This is a genomic window from Halomonas sp. 707D4, from assembly GCF_024158685.1.
Taxonomy (GTDB): Bacteria; Pseudomonadota; Gammaproteobacteria; order Pseudomonadales; family Halomonadaceae; genus Vreelandella.
On sequence record NZ_JAMZBD010000058.1, the window covers coordinates 1 to 10,302 of the forward strand.

Annotated in this window: 12 protein-coding genes; 11 read left to right on the forward strand and 1 reads right to left on the reverse strand. The window is 65.5% G+C overall.

Annotated elements, in window-relative coordinates:
• Both secD and secF read left to right on the forward strand, forming a co-directional pair.
• Positions 1 to 1,255, forward strand: a 1,255-nt coding sequence (gene secD, locus BIS11_RS04215) for a protein translocase subunit SecD (RefSeq protein ID WP_253585760.1), incomplete at its 5' end; no start/stop codon positions are given.
• A 54-nt stretch (positions 1,256 to 1,309) separates the two neighbouring features.
• Complete coding sequence (gene secF, locus BIS11_RS04220) at positions 1,310 to 2,236, forward strand: protein translocase subunit SecF (RefSeq protein ID WP_253419110.1); 927 nt, start codon at positions 1,310 to 1,312, stop codon at positions 2,234 to 2,236.
• 81 nt (positions 2,237 to 2,317) lie between these two features.
• On the opposite strand, the gene BIS11_RS04225 is transcribed toward secF, so the two are convergent.
• A complete protein-coding gene (locus BIS11_RS04225; RefSeq protein WP_253419112.1) occupies positions 2,318 to 3,112 on the reverse strand; it encodes an inositol monophosphatase family protein in 795 nt (264 codons plus the stop codon).
• 142 nt (positions 3,113 to 3,254) lie between these two features.
• On the opposite strand from BIS11_RS04225, the gene trmJ reads away from it, so the two are divergent.
• The 9 genes from trmJ to BIS11_RS04270 all read left to right on the forward strand — a co-directional run.
• Positions 3,255 to 3,998 carry a tRNA (cytosine(32)/uridine(32)-2'-O)-methyltransferase TrmJ gene (gene trmJ / locus BIS11_RS04230; RefSeq protein WP_253585761.1) on the forward strand — a complete coding sequence of 248 codons (744 nt, stop codon included), beginning with the start codon at positions 3,255 to 3,257 and terminating at the stop codon, positions 3,996 to 3,998.
• A 126-nt stretch (positions 3,999 to 4,124) separates the two neighbouring features.
• Entirely contained in the window at positions 4,125 to 4,985 is an 861-nt protein-coding gene (gene cysE, locus BIS11_RS04235) for a serine O-acetyltransferase (RefSeq protein ID WP_253419115.1), read from the forward strand.
• A gap of 104 nt (positions 4,986 to 5,089) precedes the next feature.
• Entirely contained in the window at positions 5,090 to 5,560 is a 471-nt protein-coding gene (locus tag BIS11_RS04240; protein WP_253419118.1) for a Fe-S cluster assembly transcription factor, read from the forward strand.
• Positions 5,561 to 5,578: 18 nt separating this feature from the next.
• Positions 5,579 to 6,751, forward strand: coding sequence for an aminotransferase class V-fold PLP-dependent enzyme (locus BIS11_RS04245; protein WP_253419120.1), 1,173 nt, complete (start codon positions 5,579 to 5,581; stop codon positions 6,749 to 6,751).
• Positions 6,752 to 6,777: 26 nt separating this feature from the next.
• The gene (locus BIS11_RS04250) at positions 6,778 to 7,104 is read left to right on the forward strand and encodes an iron-sulfur cluster assembly accessory protein (protein WP_227389657.1); all 327 of its coding nucleotides are present in this window, start codon (positions 6,778 to 6,780) and stop codon (positions 7,102 to 7,104) included.
• A 151-nt stretch (positions 7,105 to 7,255) separates the two neighbouring features.
• The gene (ndk, locus tag BIS11_RS04255) at positions 7,256 to 7,681 is read left to right on the forward strand and encodes a nucleoside-diphosphate kinase (protein WP_253419122.1); all 426 of its coding nucleotides are present in this window, start codon (positions 7,256 to 7,258) and stop codon (positions 7,679 to 7,681) included.
• A 71-nt stretch (positions 7,682 to 7,752) separates the two neighbouring features.
• On the forward strand, positions 7,753 to 8,928 hold the full coding sequence (gene rlmN / locus BIS11_RS04260; protein WP_253419124.1) for a 23S rRNA (adenine(2503)-C(2))-methyltransferase RlmN: 1,176 nt from the start codon (positions 7,753 to 7,755) through the stop codon (positions 8,926 to 8,928).
• 132 nt (positions 8,929 to 9,060) lie between these two features.
• A complete protein-coding gene (gene pilW / locus BIS11_RS04265; RefSeq protein WP_253419126.1) occupies positions 9,061 to 9,804 on the forward strand; it encodes a type IV pilus biogenesis/stability protein PilW in 744 nt (247 codons plus the stop codon).
• 29 nt (positions 9,805 to 9,833) lie between these two features.
• Positions 9,834 to 10,302: RodZ family helix-turn-helix domain-containing protein (locus BIS11_RS04270; RefSeq protein WP_253585762.1), on the forward strand; the 469-nt coding region annotated here is incomplete at its 3' end.

The window sequence follows — 10,302 nt, forward strand, 5'->3', positions numbered from 1 at the left end:
CTACCAAAGCAGCGGCAGCGGGCGCAGTGCGTCTCTCGACATGACGTTGAGCGACCAGATCGTCAGCGAGATCCAGAACTACGCGGTCAACCAGAACTTGACCACGCTGCGCAACCGGGTCAACGAGCTGGGCGTGGCCGAGCCCATGGTACAGCGCCAGGGCCCGAGCCAGATCGTGGTCGAGCTGCCCGGCATCCAGGACACCGTGGCCGCCAAGCGTATCGTCGGCGCCACCGCGAACCTGGAGTTCCGCCTGGAAGCCCGGGGCGACACGCCGGATCAGGAAACCGAAAGCTTCGCGTTTCGTAACGACACCGGCCGCTCAGCGGATTTGATGCGCGACGTGATCATCACCGGCGACAGCGTCTCGAGCGCGAGCAACAGCTTCGACGAGAACGGTCGCCCCCAGGTCAACATCAACCTCGACGGCACCGGCGGCACGCTGATGAACCGCGCCACGCGCACCAACATCGGGCGCAACATGGCGGTGCTGTTCATCGAGCACAAGAGCGAGGACACGGTGGTCACCGACCCGGATACCGGCGAAGAGACCATCGTGCGCGAGCCCTATACCGAGCGAGGCCTGATCAGCCTGGCCACCATCCAGAGCGCACTGGGCAACAGTTTCCGCATTACTGGACTCGACTCGCCCACCGAGGCCGCCGAGCTCGCCCTGCTGCTGCGCTCTGGCTCGCTCGCCGCGCCCATCTACTTCGTGCAGGAGCGCACCATCGGCCCGAGCCTGGGCGCCGAGAACATCGACCGGGGCCTTTTGTCGGTCCAGCTCGGCCTGCTGCTGGTGGTGCTGTTCATGCTCGCCCGCTACAAGGTGTTCGGCGTGTTCGCCACCGTGGCGCTGGGGCTCAACCTGACGCTGCTGGTCGCGGTGATGTCGATACTGGGGGCCACCCTCACGCTGCCCGGCATCGCCGGTATCGTGTTGACGCTGGGCATGGCGGTGGACGCCAACGTGCTGATCTTCGAGCGCATACGCGAGGAGCTTAGAAACGGGCTGTCGATCCAGCAGGCGATCCACGCCGGCTACGAGCGTGCCTTCACCTCGATCGTCGATGCCAACATCACCACGCTGCTGGTCGCGGTGATCCTGTTCTCGATCGGCACCGGGCCGGTGAAAGGCTTCGCCGTGACGCTCTCGATCGGTATCTTGACGTCGATGTTCACCGCGCTGATGGTGACGCGCGCCATGGTCAACCTGGTCTACGGCAGCAAACCCGTCAAAAAGCTATGGATCTGACGCCATGAATACTCTTCAGATGCCTACGCTTCGCCCCGACTTCAAGAGGTGGTCATGAAACCCCTATCGCAATTGCAAATCGACTTCATGGGCCAGCGGAAGTTAGCGTTCGTCGTTTCCGCCCTCATGCTGGTCGTGTCGATCATCGCCATGGCCATGTTCTCGCTGAACCTGGGGCTCGACTTCACCGGCGGCACGCTGATCGAGGTGCGCTACGACGTCGCGCCGTCGCTCGACACCGTGCGCCAGTTGATGGAGTCCAACGGCTTCCAGGACGTCTCGGTACAGACCTTCGGCGCCTCGACCGAGGTACTGATTCGCCTGCAGCAGGCCTTCGATCCGGACGTGGGCAGCGACGTGGTCAACCTGCTGCGCCAGGGCGGCGACGGCGTCAACCTGGTGCGTGCGGAGTTCGTCGGCGCCCAGGTGGGTGATCAGCTTCGCGACCAGAGCGGGCTCGGCCTGATGGTGGCTCTTGGCGTGGTCATGCTCTACGTGGCCCTGCGCTTTCAATACAAGTTCGCCATCGGGGCGCTGCTGGCGCTGATCCACGACGTCATCATCGTGGTAGGCGTGTTCGCGCTGTTCCAGCTCGACTTCAACCTGACCGTGCTGGCGGCGATCCTGGCGGTCATCGGCTACTCGCTCAACGATACCATCGTGGTCTACGACCGCATCCGCGAATCGATTCGCACCTCGCGCATCGAGAACATGTCGCAGATCTTCAACGAGGCGATCAACGCCACGCTGTCGCGGACGCTGGCCACCTCCGGCACCACCATGCTGGTACTGGTGGCGCTCTTGATCCTCGGCGGCGACATGATCCAGAATTTCGCCATCGCGCTTTTGATCGGTATCGGCGTGGGTACCTTCTCGTCGATCTACATCTCCGGGGCGCTTTTGATTCCGCTCAAGCTCTCCCGGGAAGACCTGATCCCGACCAAGAAAGCGACCGACGAAGACGAGGAAGAGCTGCCCTAGGCGCTTTTCGACGTCCACAAGAAAACCCCCTGCCGGCGCTGCCGGCAGGGGGTTTTTCGTATCCGCGGGTGGCGGCGGTCTTTACACGTGCGGCGCGAGCTGCTTGAGCAGCGCCTTGTAGAGGCGCGGGCCGGCGGCCATAAGCTGGCCCTCGGGCTGCACGACCGGCTGGCCTTGGAGGGTCCCCATCAGCGCGCCGGCTTCCTTCATGAACAGCGTGCCGACCTGCAGGTCCTGCTCCTCGAGGCCGAGCACGAACAGGCTGTCCACGCGGCCGGTGGCGAACTCGCAGATGTCCATCAAGCCGCTGCCGGTGGCCACCTGGGTATCGCTCTGGGCGGCGATGTGCTGGGTGACGCTGAGGTAGGTGGGCAGATGATCACTGCGAAGCCAGGCGGCGGGCAGGCTCATCGCCAGGCGAGTGCCGGGAAGTGCGGTGGCCTTGCTGACCCGCATGCGCTTGCCGTTGTGCTGGGCGCCGCTGCCGCGGCTGGCGATGTACTCGTCGTCGCCGAAGGGGGCGACGATGACCGCGTGCTCCGGGCGGCCCTTGATCAGGCACACCACCGAGATCGCAAAGCCCCGCCCCGCCACGGTCAGGTTGGAGTAGCCGTGAAAAGGTTCGATCTTCCAGACGATCTCGGCGCCTTCGCCCTCGCCTGCCTTGTGGGCGGTGTAGCGACCGCTCACCCCGTGGTGCGGGTAGCCGCGCTCGAGCTGGTGCACGATGGTGGCTTCGGCCTTGCGCCCGGCGTCCTCGAGCAGGCGCTCGAGGTTGGACTCTTCGTGGGCGTTCTCGATGCGCTCGCGAACGCGCAGAAACTGTTCAGCGGCACTGCGCGCGGCGCGCAGCGTAAACTGGACCATCGGATTCATGATCAAACCTTGTCACGGTGATGTTAAAGAACGGCGCGACGCACGACGGCGACGCTTAGGCGCGCAATTCTAGCAGAGCCCCCTCGGGCTTGCTATCGACTCATGCTAGACTGCGCCTTTTCGTCACTACCCGAGCCTTGTCATGCTTGAGCGCATCCGTATCGTGCTGATCGGCACCAGTCATCCCGGCAACATCGGCGCCGTCGCCCGCGCCATGCACAACATGGGGCTTGCCGATCTGTGCCTGGTCGCCCCGCGCTGCGACGTCGTCACCCAGGAGAGCATCTCGCGCGCCTCCGGCGCCGACCACCTGCTGCATCAGGCGCGCATCGTCGAAACGCTGGAAGAGGCGATCTCGGACGTCACCCTGGCGGTGGGCGCCAGCGCCCGCTCGCGCACCCTGCCCTGGCCGATGGTCTCGCCGCGCGAGCTCGGCACCCGGCTTGCCGGCGAGTGCCGGGCGGACAACGCCCGGGTGGCGCTGGTGTTCGGCCGCGAGGACAGCGGACTGACCAATGCGGAGCTCCAGCGCTGCCACGCCCACGTGCACATTCCCACCAACGAGGCGTTCAGCTCGCTGAACCTGGCCGCCGCGGTGCAGGTCATCGCCTACGAGTGCCGTCTGGCCTGGCTCGACGGCCAGGCCGCGCCGATCGAGGCCGAGGCCGACGACGAACTCGCCACCGCCGAGGAGCTCGAGCGCTACTTCGAGCACCTGGAGCGCACGCTGGTCGCGATCGACTTCCACGACCCCGCCAAGCCGCGCCAGCTGATGGCCAGGCTCCGGCGCCTGTACCTGCGCGCCCGGGTGGAGAAGATGGAGATGAACATTCTGCGCGGTATTCTCACCGCCACCGAGAAGGCGTCGAACGACCAGGCGCGCTAAAATGAAGGCGTCAGGATGAAGAGCGCTTGAACTCTCGATGCGCTGACCCCACTACGCCACTCCCGCCGCCTTTCGGCCTTGATCGTCAACCAGGCGCCATGTCGTCGCTGAAACGAAGGACCCTGCATGTTTGAACGCCTGCGTGAAGATATCAATAGCGTGTTCGACCGCGACCCCGCGGCGCGCAACTTCCTCGAGGTACTGACCAACTACCCGGGGCTGCACGCGCTGCTGCTGCATCGCGGCGCCCACTGGCTGTGGAACAAGAACCTCAAGTGGCTGGCGCGCAGCATTTCGACCTTCGGGCGCTGGCTGACCGGCATCGAGATCCACCCAGGGGCGACCATCGGCCGGCGCTTTTTCATCGACCACGGCATGGGCGTGGTGATCGGCGAGACCGCCATCGTCGGCGACAACGTCACTCTCTACCAGGGCGTGACCCTGGGCGGCACCAGCTGGAACAAGGGCAAGCGCCACCCGACGCTCGGCGACGGCGTGATCGTCGGCGCCGGCGCCAAGATTCTCGGCCCGTTCACCGTGGGTGCCGGCGCCAAGGTGGGCTCCAATGCCGTGGTCACCAAGGAGGTGCCTGCCGGCGCCACCGTGGTGGGCATTCCCGGCAAGGTGGTCAAGCGCCCGGAGCCGGACGTGGAGGTACCGCTCGACATCGACCCGGCGCGGCGCGAGGCGATCTGCCAGAAGTTCGGCTTCGACGCCTACGGCGTGAGCCAGGACATGCCGGACCCGGTGGCGCGCTCCATGCAGGCGATGCTCGATCACATGCACGCCGTCGACAACCGTCTGGAGCACATGTGCGAGACGCTCAGAAAGCTCGACGCCGGCTACCGCGAAGGCCAGCTTCCCGAGCTCAACAGCGAAGACTTCGCCGGCCTGCTTGACGAGCGCGAGACCGGTTGCCAGAAGGCGCCCCCCGCCGACGCCACCGCCCGGGCAGAGCCTCGCGACACACCGCCGCCCAAGGAGTGAGCGAGCAAGCGCCGCGCCGGCAATAGTTGACCAAAGTACTCGGGATTTCCCATAATGAGTCCACATTTTCGTCAGTGCGCTCAAGGTTGGCACCGGGATACCCTATGCGTTTGACCACCAAAGGCCGTTACGCGGTGACGGCGATGCTCGATCTGGCCCTTCACGCCGAACACGGCCCGACCTGCCTGAACGATATCTCCAGACGCCAGGAGATCTCGCTCTCCTACCTGGAGCAGCTCTTCTCGCGGTTGCGTCGGGCGGGCCTTGTGAAGAGCGTGCGCGGCCCCGGCGGCGGCTACCTGCTGGCCCGACCGCCCGCCGAGATCAGCGTTTCCCAGGTGATCGACGCGGTCGACGAGCGTGTCGATGCCACCCGCTGCCAGGGCCTGTCAGATTGCCAACAGGGCGATATCTGCCTGACGCACTATCTCTGGTGCGAGCTTTCCGGGCAGATTCGCCAGTTTCTGGACGGCGTGACGCTTTGCCAGCTGGCCAAGCGCCCGGACGTTCTGCAGACCGCCACCCGACAGCGCCACCGCGTGGATGCGAGCATTCTCGCCTCCTCTTCTCGCTAGCCAACACCGCCGGACACCATGACCACGACCGCTCCTTCGCTTCCCATCTACCTGGATTACGCCGCCACCACGCCGGTGGATGCGCGCGTGGCCGAGGTCATGCAGCGCTACCTGACGGTAGACCAGCTGTTCGCCAATCCGGCCTCGCGCAGCCACATGCTGGGCTGGCAGGCGGAACAGGCCGTCGAGCAGGCGCGCCGTCAGGTCGCGGATGCGATCAACGCCGACCCGCGCGAGATCGTCTGGACCAGCGGCGCGACCGAGGCCGACAACCTCGCCCTGACCGGCTTCATGCGCGCCAACCGCGCGCGCGGCCTGCATCTGGTGACCTCCACCATCGAGCACAAGGCGGTGGTGGATACCGCCAAGGCGCTCGAGAGCGAAGGTTTCGAGGTCACCTGGCTCACCCCGGGGCCGGACGGGCGAATCACCCCCGAGCAGCTGCGCGGCGCGCTGCGCGACGATACCGCGCTGGTCTCGCTGATGGCGGTGAACAACGAGCTCGGCAGCATCAACGACATCGAGGCGCTGGCCCGGGTGGCGCACGAGTTCGGCGCGGCGTTTCATACCGACGCCGCCCAGGCCGTCGGGCGCATCGCGCTCGACGTGGTGGCCCAGCAGGTCGACCTGATGTCGCTTTCGGCCCACAAGGCCTACGGGCCGAAGGGCGTGGGCGCTTTGTTCGTGAAGCGCCACCCGGACATTCGCGTGGAAGCGCTGATCCACGGCGGCGGCCACGAGCGCGGCATGCGTTCGGGGACGCTGCCGACCCACCAGATCGCCGGCATGGGCGAGGCCTTCGCGCTGATGCAGCGCGAAGGGGGCACCGACCAGGCGGCCATCGAAGGTCTCTACAAGCGCTTCGTCGAGGGCCTCGCCACGCTCGACGGCGCGGTGCTGAACTCTTTCGCCGATCACGCGGTCCCCAACATCGTCAACGTCGCCTTCAAGGGCGTGGACGGTGAGGCGCTGCTGATGGCGCTGCGCGACCTGGCCATCTCCACCGGCTCGGCCTGCAACTCGGCAAGCGTCGAACCCTCTTACGTACTGCTCGGCATCGGCGTCGAGCGCGAGCTCGCCCACTCGTCGCTGCGCTTCAGCTTCGGTCGCTTCACGCGCGATACCGAGATCGATCATGCACTGGCGCTGATACGCCACGCAGTGCAAGGCCTGCGCGCGCCGACGCGCTGACGGCGACACTTTCAAGGAGCATGCCAATGGCAACATTAACCATCACTCAGGACGCCGCGAAGCAGATTCGCCATGTGCTCGACGAGCGTGGCCAGGGGCTTGGCCTGCGCGTTTCCGTCAAGCCCAGCGGCTGCTCGGGCTACAGCTACGTGCTGGACTTCGCCGACGAGGCGAAACCGGACGAGATTCGCTTCGAGGAGCACGGCGCCTGCGTCTACGTCGACGCCGAGGCGCTGGCGATGCTCGATGGCAGCGAGGTCGATTACGTCAGCGAAGGGCTCAACCGTTACTTCCGCTTCAACAACCCCAACGTCAAGGACGAGTGCGGCTGCGGCGAGAGCTTCACGGTATAGCCCCGCTGTATTCATCCCCGCTGGGAGGCGCTATAATCGCGCCCACTTGGCCCTGGCGCTCGCTCGCCGGCCATTTTAACGACCATTTTCTTTGCGCCGCTTCGTCGCTGAAGCGGCACTTTCCGTTTTAGACCTTCAAGGAGTCCTCACCATGGCGACCGAACGCACTCTCTCCATCATCAAGCCCGATGCCGTAGCCAAGAACGCGATCGGCGAGATCATCGCCCGCTTCGAGAAGGCAGGCCTTCAGGTCGTGGCCGCCAAGATGGTCCATCTCTCCGAAGAGAAAGCCGGCGGCTTCTACGCCGAGCATCAGGCGCGCCCCTTCTTCAAGGATCTGGTCGGCTTCATGACCTCCGGCCCGGTCGTCGTCCAGGTACTCGAAGGCGAAGGCGCCATCGCCAAGAACCGTGACCTGATGGGCGCGACCAACCCCAAGGAAGCCGCTCCGGGCACCATCCGCGCCGACTTCGCCGAGACCATCGACGCCAACGCCGTTCACGGCTCCGACTCCTTTGATAGCGCCGAGCGTGAAATCGGCTACTTCTTCGGCAACGACGAGATCTGCCCGCGCTGAGAGCGGCGTCTGATACGCGTTGCTGGCCATTTTCGCGGGGGTTCGCCCCCGCCCTTTCCAAGCGCTGAGCCATGACCACCACCGTAGCCCAACATACCCCCGACGCGACGACCGCGAACGTCACCCCGGATGCCCCGAAGGAACTCACGAACCTGCTCGGACTTTCGCGGACGCAGATGGAGGCGTTCTTCCTCTCCATCGGCGAGAAGAAGTTTCGCGCCGCCCAGGTGATGAAGTGGATTCACCAGGAAGGCGTCGACGACTTCGAGACGATGACCAACCTCTCCAAGGCGCTGCGTGAAAAGCTCGCCAGGGTCGCCGAGATTCGCGGGCCCGGCGTGGTGTATGAAGGCACCTCCAGTGACGGCACGCGCAAGTGGGTGCTCGAGGTGGAAGACGGCAGCTACGTGGAAACGGTCTTGATCCCCGCGGAAAACGGCAAGCGGCGCACGCTCTGCGTGTCGTCGCAGGTGGGCTGCTCGCTCGACTGCAGCTTCTGCTCCACCGGCAAGCAGGGCTTTCAGCGCAACCTCACCGCCGCCGAGATCATCGGCCAGGTGTGGGTGGCGCAAAGAAGCGTCGGCCCGCGCCGCGATACCGCCAATCGCCCGGTCACCAACGTGGTGATGATGGGCATGGGCGAGCCGCTTCTCAATTTCGACAACGTCGTGCCGGCCATGAAGCTGATGCTCGACGACAACGGCTACGGCCTCTCCAAGCGCCGGGTGACGCTGTCCACCTCCGGCGTGGTGCCGATGCTCGACAAGCTCGGCGACGAGATCGACGTGAGCCTGGCCATTTCGCTGCACGCCGCCACCGACGAGCTGCGCAACGAACTGGTCCCGATCAACCGCAAGTACAACATCCGGGCGCTCCTTGATGCCTGTCACCGGTATCTGGCCAAGGCGCCGGAAAATCGTCAGGTCACCATCGAGTACACCCTGATCAAGGACGTCAACGATCAGCAGGAGCACGCCGAGCAGCTCGCCGAACTGCTCAGGGAGCTCGCCTGCAAGATCAACCTGATCCCGTTCAACCCGTTCCCGAACTCCGGCTACGAGAAACCCTCGCGCAACCAGGTGATGCGTTTTCAGCAGTGGCTCTATGACCTGGGCTACAACGCCACCGTGCGCATGACCCGGGGCGATGACATCGATGCCGCCTGCGGGCAGCTGGTGGGCCGGGTCAAGGATCGCACCAAGCGCAGCGCGCGCTACATCCAGTCGGTGCAGCTCGACGCCGACTGACGTGCCTTGACTTCCATCCGACACAGCGCTTTGATGGACGCTGCCTCGGCTTGGCATAATGATTCGGCCCCGCAGGCGGGCGCCGACGAACGGCAGAGAAGATCGCAGGTAACATTCACGCAGAGGGCGTACATGATTGGCTATGGTAGGCGCACGACCCCCTTTAGAGTACCCGTGCTGTCCGTGCTGTTGGGCAGCCTGATGCTCGCAGGCTGCGCTACCTCGGCCCCTACCTCGCGTGAAACCGGCCAGGACGCCGCCGACGCCTATAGCCAGCTGGGCGTGGCCTACCTCGAGCGCGGCAACCTGCCCCGTGCGCTCAACGCCCTCGACCGGGCGCTGGAGATCGACCCTCGCCACGCCGAGGTACTGCAGGGACTGGCGCTGGTCTACCAGCAGCAGGGCGAGAACCAGCTCGCCGCGCGCTACTTTCAGCAGGCCGTGAACGCGGCCCCTTCGTTTACCCGCGCGCGCAACAACTACGCCGCCTTCTTGTATGATCAGGCCCGCTACCGCGAGGCCTGCGAACAGCTGGAGATCGCCTCCCAGGATGCCCAGTACGCCAATCGTGCCCAGCTGTTCACCAATCTTGGCCAGTGCTACCTGGCCCTGAACGACGTCGAGCGCGCCCGCGAGCGTTTCGCGCGCGCCCAGAGTATCGACCCGCGAAGCCCGCGCGGGTATTTGATGTTAGCCGAATTGGAAGTTTCTCAGGGCAATTTCGAGCGTGCCTGGGCACCGCTTCAAAGTTACCTGGAGCTTGCCGGCCCCGACCCGCAGGCACTCGCGCTCGCGGCCACCGTCGCCAGCGCCCGCGGCGACGAACGTGCCGCCGCCGAGTACCGGCGTGAAACCCTGGATACGCAAGCGCCTTGATCACCTAATTTATTGAAGGATGCTCAGCCATGAGCGACATACATCTAGACGAGACGATGACCACTGCGACCAACGCCTCCCCGGGCGAGCTACTGCACCAGCAGCGCGAGCGCCTGAACGTGCCGCTCACCGATGCCGCCCGCGCGCTGAACCTGCGCCCGGCGGTGGTCGAGGGGCTGGAGCGCGATCACTACGACGAGATTCCCGTGGCCGCCTACCGCCGCGGCTACCTGCGCGCCTACGCCAAGTATTTGGGTATGGACGAGCGCCTCGTGCTCGAGGCCTACACGTCGCGCTTCGCTGCCGCCGACACCGAGCGCAAGATCGCCCCGGTCTCGGTCGCCCGCCCCCCGTCGCGAGTCGGCGCGTGGCTGTTCAAGCTGGTGACGCTACTGGTGATCGTCGGGCTGATCGGCGTGACGGTGATGTGGTGGCAAAGTCGCGGCGGCAGCGAGCCGCCGAGCATGGGCGCGGCCCCGACGGAAGAAGAGCGCAGCC